This window comes from Arthrobacter sp. THG-b23 (genome assembly GCF_059091265.1).
Map to the genome: position 1 here is coordinate 29,834 of NZ_JBNHGM010000007.1, position 15,420 is coordinate 45,253.

General features: G+C 67.9%; 11 protein-coding genes. 8 read left to right on the top strand and 3 right to left on the bottom strand.

What is annotated here, in order from left to right:
* Positions 1-6 precede the first annotated feature (6 nt).
* The 4 genes from AC5RVD_RS12875 to secA all read left to right on the top strand — a co-directional run bounded on the left by AC5RVD_RS12875 (position 7) and on the right by secA (position 5,870).
* On the top strand, positions 7-858 hold the full coding sequence (locus AC5RVD_RS12875) for a ComF family protein (RefSeq protein ID WP_494127123.1): 852 nt from the start codon (positions 7-9) through the stop codon (positions 856-858).
* Positions 859-1,096: 238 nt separating this feature from the next.
* A complete protein-coding gene (hpf, locus tag AC5RVD_RS12880) occupies positions 1,097-1,819 on the top strand; it encodes a ribosome hibernation-promoting factor, HPF/YfiA family (RefSeq protein ID WP_494127124.1) in 723 nt (240 codons plus the stop codon).
* 29 nt (positions 1,820-1,848) lie between these two features.
* On the top strand, positions 1,849-3,099 hold the full coding sequence (locus AC5RVD_RS12885; protein ID WP_494127125.1) for a winged helix-turn-helix domain-containing protein: 1,251 nt from the start codon (positions 1,849-1,851) through the stop codon (positions 3,097-3,099).
* Positions 3,100-3,143: 44 nt separating this feature from the next.
* The gene (gene secA / locus AC5RVD_RS12890) at positions 3,144-5,870 is read left to right on the top strand and encodes a preprotein translocase subunit SecA (protein ID WP_494113699.1); all 2,727 of its coding nucleotides are present in this window, start codon (positions 3,144-3,146) and stop codon (positions 5,868-5,870) included.
* A gap of 8 nt (positions 5,871-5,878) precedes the next feature.
* On the opposite strand, the gene AC5RVD_RS12895 is transcribed toward secA, so the two are convergent.
* Entirely contained in the window at positions 5,879-6,508 is a 630-nt protein-coding gene (locus AC5RVD_RS12895) for an Rv3235 family protein (RefSeq protein ID WP_494113698.1), read from the bottom strand.
* 119 nt (positions 6,509-6,627) lie between these two features.
* Complete coding sequence (locus AC5RVD_RS12900; RefSeq protein WP_494113697.1) at positions 6,628-7,350, bottom strand: LysM peptidoglycan-binding domain-containing protein; 723 nt, start codon at positions 7,348-7,350, stop codon at positions 6,628-6,630.
* A gap of 178 nt (positions 7,351-7,528) precedes the next feature.
* Between AC5RVD_RS12900 and AC5RVD_RS12905 the strand changes: the two genes are divergently transcribed.
* Positions 7,529-8,089 (top strand): hypothetical protein, encoded by a 561-nt coding sequence (locus tag AC5RVD_RS12905; RefSeq protein WP_494113696.1) that lies wholly within the window; start codon positions 7,529-7,531, stop codon positions 8,087-8,089.
* Between the two features lie 4 nt (positions 8,090-8,093).
* Here the strand turns inward: AC5RVD_RS12905 and AC5RVD_RS12910 are convergent, their stop codons facing one another.
* On the bottom strand, positions 8,094-8,309 hold the full coding sequence (locus AC5RVD_RS12910) for a helix-turn-helix domain-containing protein (protein WP_493979122.1): 216 nt from the start codon (positions 8,307-8,309) through the stop codon (positions 8,094-8,096).
* A 242-nt stretch (positions 8,310-8,551) separates the two neighbouring features.
* On the opposite strand from AC5RVD_RS12910, the gene AC5RVD_RS12915 reads away from it, so the two are divergent.
* From AC5RVD_RS12915 to AC5RVD_RS12925, 3 genes are all read left to right on the top strand, one after another.
* The gene (locus tag AC5RVD_RS12915; RefSeq protein ID WP_494127126.1) at positions 8,552-9,199 is read left to right on the top strand and encodes a hypothetical protein; all 648 of its coding nucleotides are present in this window, start codon (positions 8,552-8,554) and stop codon (positions 9,197-9,199) included.
* Positions 9,196-10,509, top strand: a complete 1,314-nt coding sequence (locus tag AC5RVD_RS12920) for a CpaE/TadZ family protein (protein WP_494127127.1) — start codon at positions 9,196-9,198, stop codon at positions 10,507-10,509. Before AC5RVD_RS12915 ends, AC5RVD_RS12920 begins: the two co-directional genes overlap by 4 nt.
* A 78-nt stretch (positions 10,510-10,587) precedes the next feature.
* On the top strand, positions 10,588-15,420 hold the full coding sequence (locus AC5RVD_RS12925; RefSeq protein WP_494127128.1) for an NAD-glutamate dehydrogenase: 4,833 nt from the start codon (positions 10,588-10,590) through the stop codon (positions 15,418-15,420).

Genomic DNA, 15,420 nt, shown 5'->3' on the forward strand with positions numbered 1-15,420 from the left:
CCGCTCATGAGGACGACGGCGGACGTGGGCGCCGGGCTGGACAGGCTGTATTTCAGCCCGGCCGCCCAGGCGCTGCGCATCTGGACCGGACAGTTCGGCCGGCTGCTGCTGCCGACCGACTGCGTGGCCTGCGGTGCGCCGGATGACGTCCTGTGCGCTGCCTGCCGGCGGCGGCTGCGGCGGTCGACGGTGCGCCCGATGGCCGTGGAGCAGGACGCCGACTCCTTGCCTTTGGACGAGGCCGGCCGGCCGCTGCCGGTGACCGCCGGGGGGCCCTACCGGCGGGAACTGTCCCAGGCCGTGCTGGCCTTCAAGAATCACGGACGGACCGAGCTGGCCCCGGTGCTGGCCGTCGTGTTGGCCGGAGCCTTGGACGCGGCCGCGGCACGGGCCGGCCGGCCCGCCGCAGGGGTGCTGATCCCGGTTCCCCCGCGCGGGAGTTCCCGCCGGCGCCGCGGCTACGATCCGCTGCAACTGCTGCTGTCCCGCCTGGCACGGCAAGGCCTGCTGCCGGCCGGCCTGCAGCTGCTGCCCGCCGTCCGCCAGGTGGACCCGGTGCGGCGCCTGCGGCGGCCGGGTTCCCCGGGCGGGCAGAAGGCGCTGGGCCGGTCGGCGCGGCGACGGAACGTTGCCGGCAGCATGGCCGTGCCGCCGGGGTACGCATCGTTGATCGCCGGGAGGTGCTGCCTCCTGGTGGACGATGTGCTCACCACCGGCGCCACGATGGGTGAGCTGGCCCGGGCGCTGCGTGCCGCCGGCGGACTTCCCCTGGGCGGGGCGGTGTTGGCAGCCGCCTCGGCTCCCGCCGGACCCGCCGGTGGATGTGGGGGCGGGGGCGCCGGACCCGGGTCCTCATGAGCGCGCGGTGTGACGCGTGGTGTAACGATTACGCCCCAGCCCGGGCACCGGCCGTCGGAGTGCCCCAGGACATCGTCGGGAAATGTTGTAGATATTCGTGGGTAAAGGGTGAATAAAAGGTGTCAGTGATCTAACGTGAGGTATGGGCTCCCGCGAGGGAGGCAACCCGTCTTCAGCGGCTGAAAGGAGTTTCACTTTCGGTCGCTGTTGTGTCATCTAGGCAATTATGGAGGGCACCATGGAATTCAACATCAACGGCCGCAACCTGTCCGTTTCGGACCGGTTCCGCGAGTACGCTGAGGAGAAGATCTCCAAGATCGAGCAGCTGGGCGACAAGGTCCAGCGGCTTGATGCCAAAGTCACCAAAGAGGCCAATGCCCGCAATGCCGAAAGCTCGATGACCGTCGAGCTCACCGTGCTCGGACGGGGCAGCGTGGTCCGCGCCGAGGCCAAGGCCGCGGACAAGTTTGCAGCTTTCGACATTGCCTATAACAAGCTTTTGGAGCGCCTGCGCCGCGCCCGGGACCGCCGCAAGGTCCACCACGGCCGCCACACCCCGACCGCCGTCCACCAGGCCACCGCCACGCTGGAACCGGCCAGCACCGACGTGCCGCTGCATGAAGAGGCGCTGGCTGCGGCAACTGCCCAGGACCAGGCCGAGGATCGGACCGGCTACGAGATTGACAATGACGTTCCCGCCGGAGACTCGCCGGTGCTGATCCGCCGCAAGGTCTTCCCGGCCGCGGCCATGACCCTCGACGATGCCGTGGACAACATGGAACTGGTGGGACACGACTTCTACCTGTTCATCGACAAGGCAACGAACGCTCCCAGCGTCGTGTACCGCCGTCGCGGCTGGACGTACGGCGTGATTACCCTCGATGCCGACTGCAGCGCCGAAGAAGCCAAGGCGCGCGAAGAGGTGCTGGCCTACCGCTCGTCTGCGGGCGCGAAAGCCTGACTGCCGCCGCGGCTGCCTAATATGAAGGCATGACAGCCCGCATCACTCCGGCCCAGGCCCGCCGCATCGCGCTGGCGGCGCAGGGACTGGTTCAGGAACGGCCCACCGGCCTTGTCACGGCAAGGCAGGTGGGCCGGACCTTTGACCGGCTGCGGCTGCTGCAGATTGACTCCGTGAACGTGCTGGTGCGCTCGCATTACCTGCCGTTTTTCTCCAGGCTCGGCGGCTACGACGTCGACATCCTCCACCGGTTCGCGGGGAGAGCGCCGCGCCGCATGATGGAGTACTGGGCGCACGAAGCCAGCTATATCAAGCCGCAGGATTTCGCCGACCTCCGCCAGTGGCAGCGGCGCCGGTGGGTTGGCGCGACCGGCATGGACCCGGACCTCGTCCGGGACCTGACCGCGAAAATCCTGGACACCCTTGCCGCTTCGCGCGGCCTGACCGCCCGGGCGGTAACCGACCGGATCGGCCACGACGCGCACCAGCCGAAGACCGACTGGGGTTGGAACTGGAACGCCGTCAAGCGGGTGCTGGAGGCCCTCTTCGAAGAGGGGCTGGTCAGCGCCGCCGCGCGCACTCCGCAGTTCGAACGGCTCTACACCCTGACGGAGCGGGTGCTGCCCGCCCCGCACGACGCACAGCACCGGCCCGATCCGGAGCAGGCGATGCTGAGGCTGATCGAGGCTGCAGCGCTGGCTCACGGCATCGGGACCGTCAAGTGCTTCGCCGACTACTTCCGGGTGCCCGTGCGGGCCGCGGCCGAAGCGGTGCGGACACTGCAGGCGGCCGGCAAATTGGAAGCGGTGCAGGTGGACGGCTGGAGGGGAGACGTGTACCTGCACGCCGAGGCAGCCCGGCCGCGCCGGGCCACCGGCAGGGCGCTCCTGAGCCCCTTCGACTCGCTGGTGTTCGAACGCCAGCGGGTGGAACGCCTGTTCGGCTTTCGCTACCGGATCGAAATCTATACGCCGGCGCCAAAGCGGACCTACGGCTACTACGTCCTGCCGTTCTTGCTGGGGGACCGGCTGTGCGCCCGGGTGGACTTGAAAGCGGACCGGGCCTCGGGCAGGCTCGTGGTCCGGGCCGCGCACGCCGAGGCCGACGCTCCGCCCGGAACCGCGGCCGAACTGGCAGCCGAGCTCGCCCTGATGGCCGACTGGCTGGCGCTGGACGCCGTCGTCGTGGAGGAGAGGGGCGATTTGGCCGCCGCCCTGGCCCGTGAGGCAGCGAAACGGCCGCCGGGAACCAAAACGGTGCGGGACTCGTCTCTCACGTAGACTGAACAAGCCAGATTTCTGCGCAACTGACTGGGAGCAATGTAGTGCCAACGATTCTCGAGCGTGTGCTTCGTACCGGCGACAAGAAGACGCTAAAGAGGCTGCGCGGCTACGCCGATGCGATCAACGTCCTGGAAGAGGACTTCAAGTCCCTCACGGATGCCGAGTTGCGCGGGGAAACCGACACGCTGAAGCAGCGCTACCAGGACGGCGAGCTGCTGGACGACCTGCTCCCCGAAGCCTTCGCCGCTGTCCGGGAAGCCGCCAGCCGCACGCTCGGCCTGCGCCACTTCGACGTCCAGCTGATGGGCGGCGCAGCACTGCACATGGGCAACATCGCGGAGATGAAGACCGGTGAAGGCAAGACACTGGTGGCCACCGCGCCGGCCTACCTGAACGCGCTCACCGGCAAGGGCGTCCACGTGGTGACGGTCAACGACTACCTGGCCGAGTACCAGTCCGACCTGATGGGCCGCGTCTACCGCTTCCTGGGCCTGACCAGCGGTTGCATCCTTTCAAACCAGAACCCGGCGACGCGCCGCGAACAGTACGCGGCGGACATCACCTACGGCACGAACAACGAATTCGGCTTTGACTACCTGCGCGACAACATGGCCTGGAGCCGTGACGAACTGGTGCAGCGCGGACACCACTTCGCGATCGTGGACGAGGTCGACTCGATCCTGATCGACGAGGCCCGTACCCCGCTGATCATCTCCGGGCAGGCCTCCGGCGACGTGAACCGCTGGTACACCGAATTCGCGCGCGTCGTGATGCGGCTGAAGGACACCGAGGACTACGAAGTCGACGAGAAGAAGCGCACCGTCGGCGTGCTGGAGTCCGGCATCGAAAAGGTCGAGGACTACCTCGGCATCGACAACCTGTATGAATCGGCGAATACGCCGCTGATCGGGTTCCTGAACAACGCCATCAAGGCCAAGGAGTTGTTCAAGCGGGACAAGGACTACGTGGTGCTCAAGGGCGAGGTGCTCATCGTCGACGAGCACACCGGCCGTATCCTCGCCGGCCGGCGCTACAACGAAGGCATGCACCAGGCGATCGAGGCCAAAGAGGGCGTCGAGATCAAGGCCGAGAACCAGACGCTGGCCACGGTGACCCTGCAGAACTATTTCCGCCTCTACGGCAAGCTGTCGGGCATGACCGGCACCGCCGAAACGGAAGCGGCCGAGTTCATGAGCACCTACAAGCTCGGCGTGGTTCCGATCCCGACGAACAAGCCGATGGCCCGGCTCGACCAGTCGGACCTGATCTACAAGAACGAAGTCGCCAAGTTTGACGCCGTCGTGAAGGACATCGCCGAGCGCCACGAAAAGGGCCAGCCGGTCCTGGTGGGCACCACCAGCGTGGAGAAGAGCGAGTACCTGTCCAAGCAGTTGGCGAAACAGGGCATCCGGCACGAGGTGCTCAACGCCAAGAACCACGCCCGGGAAGCGGCCATCGTCGCGCAGGCCGGCCGCAAGGGTGCCGTCACGGTGGCCACCAACATGGCCGGCCGCGGTACGGACATCATGCTCGGCGGCAACGCCGAATTCAACGCCGTGGCCGAGTTGGAACGCCGCGGCTTGGACCCCGCGGCGAATCCGGAGGAATACGAGGCAGCCTGGCCCGGCGCCCTGGCGGCGGCCCAGAAAGCCGTGCAGGCCGAGCACGACGAGGTCAAGGAGCTCGGCGGGCTCTACGTGCTGGGTACCGAGCGGCATGAATCGCGGCGCATCGACAACCAGCTCCGCGGCCGCTCCGGCCGGCAGGGCGACCCGGGCGAATCGCGCTTCTACCTCTCCCTGACCGATGACCTGATGCGGCTGTTCAACTCGGGTGCGGCCGAGCGGATCATGAACTCCTCCCGCATGCCCGACGACGTGGCGCTGGAGTCCAAGATGGTTTCCAAGGCCATCCAGAACGCCCAGGCACAGGTCGAGGGCCGCAACGCCGAGCAGCGCAAGAACGTGCTGAAGTACGACGACGTGCTCAACCGGCAGCGCGAGGCAATCTACAACGACCGGCGGCGGATCTTGGAAGGCGACGACCTGCACGAGAAGGTCTCGTTCTTCCTCGAGGACGTAGTGACGGCCATGGTCAACGAAGCCACCATGGAGGGCCATGGCGACGACTGGGACTACGAGCAGCTGTGGACCAACCTCAAGCAGCTTTACCCGATCGAACTGACGATCGACGAGGTGCTGGAGGAAGCCGGCGGGCGCTCGAGAGTCACGGCAGACTTCCTGCGCGCAGAGATTGTCTCCGATGCCAAGGTCGCCTACGCGCAGCGTGAGCAGACACTCGGCTCCGAGACCATGCGCGAACTGGAGCGGCGCGTTGTGCTCTCGGTAATCGGCAGGAAGTGGCAGGAACACCTCTACGAGATGGACTACCTCAAGGAGGGCATCGGCCTGCGGGCCATGGCCCAGCGCGATCCGCTGGTCGAATACCAGCGCGAGGGATTCGTGATGTTCCAGGCCATGATGGAGTCCATCCGTGAAGAGAGCATTGGCTATCTCTTCAACCTCGAGGTCCAGGTGCAGCAGCCTGCCGCCGCGACTGTCCCCGGGGTCGCAGATGCCCGGGCGGCGGCGGGGCCGCAGATCACTGCGGCAGGATTGGAAGCTCCGCAGCGCCCGGTCGCCCTCCAGTTCACGGCGCCCAGCGCGTCCGGGGAGGCCGAGACGCGGGTCGAGCGCCAGGCTCCGGCCAAGGCGGCAGGTCCCGCCAGGGACAAGCGGCCCGCCAAGAGCGGCAAGCGCCGGAAGTAGTTTCGGGTTCAGCCAATCTCCAGGGCCGTGACCTTCCACAGTCCGCGGATCAACTCCAGGCGCAGCGCTACGGCGCGAATCCGGCGGGTCTCGGCCACCACGAGGGACGCTTCATAGGCGCTGTCGGCGGCACGGCACACCCGGGAGGAGCGGACGACGGCGCTGCGGTGCAGCCGCAGCGGGGCGCGGCCATCGGAACGCAGTTTCGCCTGGTGCGCCCTGACGATGTCCGCGCGGTGGACCAGCTTTTCATAGCTGGCGGGGTCGAGCCAGCGGGCCAGCTGATGGACCGGTCGCGTGCCGGAGACGGCCTCCAGGCAGGCCTGCGCGACGGACCGGGCCGTCGCGGTGACGTGGCTCAACTCGGCCTCCGCCTCCGGATCCCCGCCTACGGGCAGCGGAATTGGCCGGGGCACTGCAACGGGTTTGGCTGCCCCGTGGGCCCCGGTGTCCTCCGGCCGCCTGGGCTGCAACCGGATGACCGGGGCAAAGTAGCCGTCCGGCCCCGCCGGCCTGACCCGCCGGACCGTCAGGGGCCGAGGCTCCCCGCTCGCGGGTGCCAGCGCCTGGATTCCCGCGCCCGCGGCGGCTTCTTTCCCCGGCGCCTGCACCGCCGGGAGGTGTCGCACGTTGTCCATGTCCTGCCCTTCCTTCCACTGGTACTGCACTGGTACTGGCCTGACTTCCAGCCGCTCCGCCAGCCTCGCGGCGTCCGTGGTCCGCGGGGCTGTGCGTCTCTCCGCCCCGCCGTAAAGAGTCACTGCCCCGGCGGCGGCACGACGAGGGTTTGCCCCGGTTTGATCAGCGAGGGGTCGAGGCCGATGACGGTCCGGTTGGCGGCATACCAATCGGGCCACCGCTCGGCGATTTCCCTGTCGGTCGCCAGCGGGCCCAGCTCGGCGGCCGCGAGATGCCAGAGAGAGTCGCCGGCGGTGACGGTAACGGTCCGCGGGTTCCCGGGAGTCTGCCTGGTCAGCGGCTTGGCGACGACGCCCGGTGCCGCGGCCGGCGGCGCGGGTTTCCATAAGGGATCCACCGGCGGACTTGCCGGACTTGCCGGGCCGTCCGGCTGCCACTGCGGATCCACGACGGCGGCGCCGGAGATGCGGCTCCCGGCCGCGGGTTCTGCCGCACGCGTTGTGGTCCCCGCGTGGGCCCCGGCGACCACCACCAGGTTGAGGCCGACGACCGCGCCCGCCAAGCGCCGCAGGAACGCGGGACTCAGGGCGGCCCACCGAGCCGCCAGGCGCCGGTGGCCGGTCTTGGCCAGTACGGCGCTGGCGGCAGCTGCTGCCATGCCCAGGAGCAGCCAACAGAGCACGGCCGCGCCGGCGCCGATCGACAGGACGGCCAGCAGGTCCTGATAGTTATGCGCCGGCCACGTGACGCCGGCGGCTACTTCGGTCCCGGCGAGAATCAGCACGGCGGCGCAACCCGTGACCAGTACTGCGGTTGCCAGATCGGCGGTGGTTCTGAGCATGGGAAGCGCCTCCGGTCGAGATCTGCTTTGACTCCGTGAGATGCAGTTTGATGCAGTTTGATGCAGTTTGTTGCTCTTTGTTGCTGCTTGGGCACCCATGGTGGCATTGGTTGAGGCTTGTTGTAAAGTGGTTGGTTTTCGATTGACGGAAACTGATCGAAGTTCCTAGGCTGGCGCCATGCGTTGGGACGCCCTGTTTGCCGATCTGGAGACCCAGCTACACGCCGCGGACCGGTTGGAGCTGGAAGCCGAGGCCAACGAGCGTGCCCGGATCGAGCTGGCCGCGGTGGATCTGGCCGACAGGCTTCGGGGGCAGCTGGGAAGCTGGTTGCGCGTGCGTCTCGGCGCAGACCTCAGGTTCGAGGGGACGTTGGCCCATGTCGGATCAACCTGGTTGGTGCTCAACCAGGGCGTGCGGAGCATGCTCGTGCCGCTGGCTGCCCTCCAAATGCTCGAAGGCATGGGCCGGCATGCGGTTGGCGACAAGTCCGGAGCGCGTCGGCTCGGGCTCGGTTCCGCGCTTCGGGCCGTTGGCCGCGACCGCGCCCCTGTCGCCGTCTATCTGTCAGACAGTTCGGGCGTGCCTGCGGCGGAGGGGGTGATCGACAGGGTCGGGGCGGACTCCTTCGACGTCGCGGCCGTGCCCTCGGGCGAGGACCGGCGCGCGGCAAATGTCCGGTCGGTCTACACGGTGCCCTTCCCGGCCCTTGCCGCCCTCGTATCGCGCAGCCCGGACTAGATGCTCATTCGGTGGTCGACTTGGCTTCTTCGATCAGCCGCCGCGTCTGGGCGTACTTGTCCTGAATGTACTGATCGAGCATGACCTGCTCGACGCGCCACTGGCCCCGGCCGCCGATCTGGATGGCGGGAAGTTCGCCGCTGCGGACCAGGGCATATGTCTGCGACGAGGAGATCTGCAACTCCTCCGCCACATCGGACAGAGTCAGGAACCGTGGCATGGACAGATCCTTTGAGACGGGGATAGTTTTCCCACATTATGGCATCGTTTGATGTCATTTGATCCGGCTCCTGCCGTGCTGTTGACCCGAAAAGTTTTTCCACAGACCGGGGCCGATCGGCCGCCGTCGGTTCCCTTTCCCTGCCGCCCCGATCAGAATGGTGCCACCCGCGGCCTCGAAGCCCTTGTTCGGACCGCAGCGTGGCTGTCCCTTTCGGGGCGCGGGGCTGAGGGGGAAGATCCGTGAGCGCTGCCATCGCCGAAAAAACCACCGCACAACGGCTGAAACGCCCGTCGTGGAAAGATCCCCGGCTGCTGGTGGGACTGCTGCTGGTGTTGGCTTCGGTGGCCGGCGTCTCCGCGCTGGTAACCGGCGCGGACCAAACCACCGGTGTCCTGGCAGCCAGGACGGACATCGCGGTGGGACAACCGATCTCAGCGGCGGACGTCGTCGTCGTCGATGTCCGGCTGGGCGAGGCCGAGGGCCGCTACCTGCCGGCAGCATCGGGGCTGCCGGCAGGTGCCGTCGCCACCGCACTGGTCCGGGGCGGGGAATTGCTGCCGGCCTCCGTGCTGGGTGTTGCCGACGACCTGGACCGAAAGCCGATCGGCCTGAACATCGAGAGCCCGTTGCCCGAGGGCGCCGGCCCCGGTTCCAGGGTGGATGTCTGGGTTTCGCTGCCCGACGGACGGAACGGTTTCAAGCAGCCGGAGAGGCTGCTCGAGGCGGCCGAGGTGTCGCAGTTGACCGACGCCACCACCGCTTTCGGCTCGTCCGGAGCGGAACGGCTGCACGTCCTGGTGGGGGATGACACCATGCCGGCGCTGCTGCATGCACTCGCCAACGGGGCCCGCATCAACGTCGTACTCAACCCGGCCGGCACCCCATGAGCCTGCCGGTCGTCACGCTGGGCACAGCGGCCGCCGACTTCGTCGCGGGCCTGGAACGGCTGCATGGACCCGTGACGGTGGTCCGGCGCTGCACCGAGCTCGCTGAGTTGCTGGCGGCGGCGCAGTCCGGGCTGGCCCGGGCCGCCATCGTGGCAGGCAGGACCCGGGAACTCGACGGCAGCGTGCTGGAGCGGCTGCACAGCGCCGAGGTTGCCGTGGTGGCGTTGACCGACGACGGCGGCGAACGACTCCGGCTCGAAGCCCTCGGCATACGCACTGGTCCCGAAACCGTCGAACCCGTGGCCCTGACGGCACTGGTAGCCGAGTCGGTCGCACAGCTGGGCTCGCTGACACCGGCCGGGGCGGCCGGGCGGGCTGCGGCGCCCGGACCGGCGGCGCTTGCCGACCCAGCCCGGGCCCTGCACGCGCACGGCGCTGAACCCGGACCAGCGGTACCTGCAGGGCCGAAGGGCGAACTGGTCGCGGTGTGGGGTCCGGCCGGGGCGCCGGGACGCACCACCGTGGCGGTCAACCTCGCGGCCGAATACGCCGCCGCCGGGCGGCGGACCCTGCTGATGGACGCGGATACCTATGGGGCCAGCGTGGCCGCGTTCCTCGGCCTGCTCGACGAATCCGCCGCCCTGGCCCACGCTTGCCGGCTGGCGGACCAGGGCGTCTTGGATCTTCAGGCCTTGGAGCGGGTCTGCCTGAAGGTGGCCGTGGCCGGAACCTCGATGCTGGTGTTGACCGGGATTACCAGGGTGGACCGGTGGACCGAGCTGAGGCCATCGGCGCTTGGAAAGGTCCTGGAGGTGGCGCGGGCGGTGGCGGAGACCGTCGTCGTGGATTGCGGTTTCTCGCTGGAACACGACGAGGAGCTGAGCTTTGACTCGATGGCGCCCCGGCGCAACGGCGCCACCTTGCGGGTACTCCAGGCGGCGGACCGGGTGCTTGCTGTGGGCAGCGCCGATTCCGTGGGGCTGCCGCGGCTGGTCCGCGGATTGGACGAGTTGGCGCACGCAGTCCCCTCGGCCCCGGCAGAAGTCGTGCTCAACAAGGTTCGGGCGGCAGCCGTGGGAGCCCGGCCGGAAGCACAGCTGCGGGAAGCCTGGGAGCGGTTCGGGCCCGCGCGTGACATCCGCGCCCTGCTGCCGGCCGATTCCGCCGCGGCCGATGCCGCCCTCTTGGGCGGTTCGGTCCTGTTGGAGACCGCGCCCGGATCTGTGCTGCGGCACGCCATCGCCGGGCTGGCAGGAAGCCGGCCGGCGGCGCCCAGGCGGGGAATCCGCCGCCGTACCCGGCCAAAGTGAAGTTTTGAACGCACCGCGTTAGGCTAGCCAAAGGACCGCAACGGCGCGGTCGGGACACACCTATCGGAGGCGTTTTACATGTCGACTGGATCCAGCATGGCGGATCTGTCCAGCTCAGCAACCGGCGACGAGGAATTCATCGCCAAATACTACGAGCACCTGGCCGCGGAGGATGCCGCGAGCTACAGTCCGGATGTGCTCCGCGCCCGTGCGCTCGCGCATCGGGAGCTGGCAGTCCACCGGCCGCCGGCCCAGCCGGTGATCGGCATCCGCGACGAACCCGAGGCCAGCGTGGTCATGATCGTCACCGACGACATGCCGTTCCTGGTCGATTCGGTCACCGCCGAGCTGCTGCGGCAGGGTATCGCCATCCGGATGATCATGCACCCCACTTTCGTGACCACCCGGGCCCGGGACAGCCACGACCTCGCCGGCGTGGAACAGGTGCCCGTCGCCGCCGGGGTCTCCAGCGGGGACACGGCGGCACTGCCGCACCTGGGATCGTTTGAGACCGGCGGCGACCAGGTCCTGCGGATCGAGTCCTGGATGGCCGTGGAGACCGGACGGATCGAGCCGGAAAAGGCCGCCGAATTGATGACCGGACTCAAGAGCGTCCTGGCGGACGTCCGCGCGTCGGTCGAGGACTGGCCGGCCATGCGCCGGCAGGTGCGGCAGGTGGCCGCGTCGCTGGATTCGGTCGCAGGCGCCGACGAGATTCCCGACCTGCAGGAGGCCAAGGCGCTGCTTGAGTGGCTCGACGACGGGAATTTCACCTTCCTGGGCTACCGCGAATACGATCTCGTCACCCAGGACGGCGAAGACGTGCTCCTGGTCCGGGAGGACAGCGGCCTGGGCATGATGCGCCACATCGGTGACACGAAGCGGATCCAGCACCTCACCGAAGAAGGCCGCGCCCGCGCACGGGAAAAGCGTGCGCTGGTGATTACCAAGGCGAATTCGCGCTCCACGGTGCACCGTGCGGCGTACCTGGACTACATCGGCGTGAAGAGCTTCGATGCGCAGGGCAACGTCGACGGCGAGCGCCGCTTCATCGGCCTCTTCGCCACCAGCGCCTACAACCGCTCGGTGAAGAGCGTCCCGATTGCCCGGGAAAAGGTCGCCGCAGTGCTGCAGCACAGCGGCTTCCCGGCCGATTCGCACTCCGGCAAGGACCTGCTGTCGATCCTCGAAACGTACCCCCGCGACGAGTTGTTCCAGATGGACGCCGAGGAGCTGGCCGCGACCGCGATGGGCATCCTGCGGCTGCAGGAGCGGCGCCGGACCCGGTTGTTCCTGCGCACCGACGCCTACGGCAGGTTCGTGTCTGCCCTGGTGTTCCTGCCGCGCGACCGCTACACCACAGCCGTCCGGCTGCGGATCGAGCAGGAACTGCGCAACACCTTCGACCCGCAGAGCATCGATTACGAGGCGCGGATGTCGGAATCCGCCCTGGCCCGTCTGTTCTTCCGCATCCGGCTCAAGCGTGACTCCACGGTGCCGAAGGTCGATACCGCCGACCTTGAGCGCCGGTTGGCCCAGGCGTCCCGGTCCTGGTCGGAGGGCATCGAAGAGGTGCTGCGCGCCAATTTCGACGGCGAGGAGGCTGCCCGCCTCTCGGCGAACTGGAAGGACGCGTTCCCGCCCAGCTACCGGGTGGACTACGAAGTGGAAGACGCGCTCGAGGACATCGACCGTTTCCGCAACTATGAGGGAGGCGACGCCGGGGCCGCCCCGGTGCTGCACGTCTATGTCCCCGAGGACAGCGCCGACGTCCTCGCCGCCGACGCCCGGCTGAAGCTGTACCTGCCGGAGGCGCGGTCGCTGAGCAACATCATGCCCGTGCTGCAGAACACCGGGCTGGAGGTACTGGACGAGCGCCCGTTCGAGATCGCCACTGCGGACGGCGAAGACTACTTCCTGTACGACTTCGGCCTCCGGTACCCGGCGGGCGTCGATCCGATCGCCACCGGCGACCTGCTCGAGGAAGCCTTCGGCGCCGCCGTCACCGGACGCAGCGAGTCGGACGGCTTCGACCGGCTGGTCCTGGCCGAGGGCATCGGCTGGCGCCAGGTCGCGGTGCTGCGCGCCTACACCCGCTACCTGCGGCAGCTGGGCAACCTGGTCTCCTACGCCTTCGTCTCCGACACGCTGCTGGCCAACCCGGCAGTGGCCCGCGCCCTGCTGGCGGAGTTCAACGCCAGCTTCGATCCGGACCTGGACGGTGACCGCGAGGCGGCGGTCGAGGCCGCCCGTTCCGAGCTCGCAGCCGGACTCGAAGCCGTGCCCACCCTGGACGCCGACCGGGTGCTGCGCTCGCTGGCGAACCTGATCGACGCGACGCTTCGCACCAACTACTTCCAGGACAAGCCCTACTTCAGTTTCAAACTCAGCCCGTCGCGGATCGACGGTGCGCCGTTCCCGCGGCCAAAGTATGAGATCTGGGTCTACTCGCCGCGGGTCGAAGGCGTCCACCTTCGGTTCGGCGATGTTGCCCGCGGCGGACTCCGCTGGTCTGACCGCCGGGAGGACTTCCGCACCGAGATCCTGGGACTGGTCAAGGCGCAGACGGTCAAGAACGCGGTTATCGTGCCCACCGGCGCGAAGGGCGGTTTCTACGCCAAACGGCTGCCCGACCCCGCCGTGGACCGCGCGGCCTGGATGGCGGAAGGGCAGGAAAGCTACCGCACCTTCATCCGCGGCTTGCTGGACATCACCGACAACCTGGTCCGGACCGAATCCGGCCAGGAAGTCGTGCCCCCGGAGCGGGTTGTCCGGCTGGACGGCGACGATACCTACCTGGTGGTCGCCGCGGACAAGGGGACGGCGAGCTTCTCCGACATCGCCAACGACATCTCGCTGGAATACGGCCACTGGCTGGGTGACGCCTTCGCGTCCGGAGGCTCGGTCGGCTACGACCACAAGGCAATGGGCATTACCGCACGCGGCGCCTGGGAATCGGTCAAGCGGCACTTCAGCGAACTCGGCGTCGACACCCAAACCGAGAATTTCACCGTCGTCGGGGTCGGGGACATGAGCGGCGACGTCTTCGGGAACGGGATGCTGCTGTCAGAGCACATCCGGCTGGTCGCAGCCTTCGACCACCGGCATATCTTCCTGGACCCGGACCCCGACGCCGCTGCCTCCTTCCAGGAGCGCCGGCGCCTGTTCGAGCTGCCCCGGTCCTCCTGGGCCGACTATGACGAGAAGCTGATCAGCGCCGGCGGCGGGGTCTACCCGCGGTCGGTGAAGTCGATCCCGTTGTCCGGGCAGGTTCGGGAGGTCCTCGGCCTCGATCCGCAGGTCACGAGCATGAGTCCGCCCGAGCTGCTGCAGGCCATCCTGAAGGCGCCGGTGGACCTGCTGTACAACGGCGGCATCGGCACCTATGTGAAGGCTTCGACCGAGTCGAATGCCGAAGTCGGCGACAAGGCCAATGACGCCATCCGCGTCAACGGCGCCGACCTGAGGGTCAAGGTGATCGGCGAAGGCGGCAACCTGGGCATGACCCAACACGGCCGGATCGAAGCCGCCAGCCAGGGGATCATCCTCAACACCGATGCCATCGACAACTCCGCCGGCGTGGACTGCTCCGACTACGAGGTCAACATCAAGATCCTCGTGGACCAGATGGTCGCCGCCGGAAAACTGCCGGTAGCGGAGCGTGCCGACCTGCTGCACTCGATGACCGAGGAAGTCGGCCGTTTGGTCATCCAGGACAACATCGACCAGAACGTCCTGCTGCTCAACGACCGCCAGCGCATCATCGAGTGGAGCCCCAGCTTCGAACGCCTGATGGACTGGCTGGAAAACCATGCGGACCTGGACCGGCAGCTCGAAGCGCTGCCGTCCACCGAGGAGCTGCACGAACGGATCGGCGCCGGCCAGGGCCTGACCTCACCGGAGCTTTCCGTGCTGGCCGCCTATTCGAAGATTGAGTTGACCCATGCGCTGACCGAGAGCAATCTGGCCGACGACCCGTTCTTCGACGGTGTGCTGCGCGGCTACTTCCCGCACCAGCTGGTCGAGCGGTTCGGGGACGATATGGCAGGCCACCCGCTGCGCCGGGAGATCATCGCCACCGTCGTTGCCAACGACATGATCAACATGGGCGGCATCACCTTCGCGTTCCGGGTCATGGAGGAAACATCCGTCTCCGAGGCCGACGTGGCACGGGCCTTCGTGGCGCTGCGCGAGATCTATGAGTTCGACAAGCTCGTGGAGGCCCTGAACGCATTGCCGGCCAGCTTCCCGACGGACCTGTGGTGCACGGTGCATCTGGACATGCGCCGCCTGCTGGACCGGGCGGTACGTTGGTACATCAACCATGTTGACAGCGGAACCCCGGTCGCCGAAGGCGTCGCAATGTTCAAGCCGCAAATGGATCCCTTGCGCAACAACCTGGTCAAGTACCTGCGCGGCGATGACCTGGCCCGCGTGCACGAATGGCTCGAAACCGCCGAAGAACGCGGGCTGCCGGAAGGGATCGCCCGGCAGTGGGCCGAGCAGTTCGAGAGCTTCGGGTTGCTCGACGTTGCCCGCATCGCCGGGCAGATGGACGAACCGGTCGAGTCCGTCGCCCGCGTCTACTACGCGGTCTACGATCGGTTCGACGTCGACAACCTGCTGGAGCGCATCACGTCGCTGCCGCGGGAGGACCGGTGGCAGTCGCTGGCCCGGGCCGCCATGCGCGACGACCTGTACACGACCGTCACGGACATCACCGTAGCGGTGATGCAAAGCACCCCGGCATGGGAGCAGGCCGAGGCCAGGCTCGACGAGTGGGAGCGGGCCAACGCGGAGAACATCAAGCGCACCCGGGACATGTTCGAGGAAGTGAACAAGCTCGAACAGGACGACATGGCGTCGTTGTCCGTGGCACTGCGACTGATGCGCTCGACAGTACGGCGATAG

What these genes read in the sequence shown, in the direction of transcription:
- AC5RVD_RS12920 (WP_494127127.1), top strand. Translation starts at nt 9,196, where the DNA reads ATGAGCCTGCCGGTCGTCACGCTGGGCACAGCGGCCGCCGACTTCGTC.
- AC5RVD_RS12895 (WP_494113698.1), bottom strand. Translation starts at nt 6,508, where the DNA reads ATGGACAACGTGCGACACCTCCCGGCGGTGCAGGCGCCGGGGAAAGAA.
- AC5RVD_RS12905 (WP_494113696.1), top strand. Translation starts at nt 7,529, where the DNA reads ATGCGTTGGGACGCCCTGTTTGCCGATCTGGAGACCCAGCTACACGCC.
- AC5RVD_RS12885 (WP_494127125.1), top strand. Translation starts at nt 1,849, where the DNA reads ATGACAGCCCGCATCACTCCGGCCCAGGCCCGCCGCATCGCGCTGGCG.
- AC5RVD_RS12925 (WP_494127128.1), top strand. Translation starts at nt 10,588, where the DNA reads ATGTCGACTGGATCCAGCATGGCGGATCTGTCCAGCTCAGCAACCGGC.
- AC5RVD_RS12910 (WP_493979122.1), bottom strand. Translation starts at nt 8,309, where the DNA reads ATGCCACGGTTCCTGACTCTGTCCGATGTGGCGGAGGAGTTGCAGATC.
- hpf (WP_494127124.1), top strand. Translation starts at nt 1,097, where the DNA reads ATGGAATTCAACATCAACGGCCGCAACCTGTCCGTTTCGGACCGGTTC.
- AC5RVD_RS12875 (WP_494127123.1), top strand. Translation starts at nt 7, where the DNA reads ATGAGGACGACGGCGGACGTGGGCGCCGGGCTGGACAGGCTGTATTTC.
- AC5RVD_RS12900 (WP_494113697.1), bottom strand. Translation starts at nt 7,350, where the DNA reads ATGCTCAGAACCACCGCCGATCTGGCAACCGCAGTACTGGTCACGGGT.